The 517-nt window shown below is 64.0% G+C and carries 1 protein-coding gene; it reads right to left on the bottom strand.

The window, feature by feature from the left end:
- Positions 1–517 (bottom strand): alpha-amylase family glycosyl hydrolase (locus tag HCJ93_RS29055; protein ID WP_240968007.1); only part of this gene is annotated, 517 nt, incomplete at both ends.

The raw sequence follows: 517 nt of genomic DNA on the forward strand, positions 1-517 counted from the left end.
CTTGTCCGGGTACTGGGCGTCGATCTCCTTGCGCACCCGCTTCAGGAACGCGTGCGTCTCCGGCAGGTTCTCGCAGTTGGTGCCCTCCCTCTGGTACAGGTACGGCACCGCGTCGAGCCGGAATCCGTCGATGCCCAGATCCAGCCAGAACTTCAGCGCGGAGATCATCTCCTCCTGCACCGCCGGGTTGTCGTAGTTCAGATCCGGCTGGTGCGAGAAGAAGCGGTGCCAGTAGTACTGCTTGCGCACCGGGTCGTACGTCCAGTTCGAGGCCTCGGTGTCGACGAAGATGATCCGCGCGTCCTGGAACTGCTTGTCGTCGTCGGCCCACACGTAGTAGTCGCCGTAGGGCCCGTCCGGGTCCTTGCGCGACTCCTGGAACCACGGATGCTGGTCGCTGGTGTGGTTCATGACGAAGTCGATGATCACGCGCATGCCCCGCTGGTGGGCCGAGTCCACGAACTCCACGAAGTCGGCCAGGTCGCCGAACTCGGGCAGCACCGAGGTGTAGTCGGAG

This window comes from Streptomyces composti (genome assembly GCF_012034205.1).
GTDB classification, from domain to species: domain Bacteria; phylum Actinomycetota; class Actinomycetes; order Streptomycetales; family Streptomycetaceae; genus Streptomyces; species Streptomyces composti.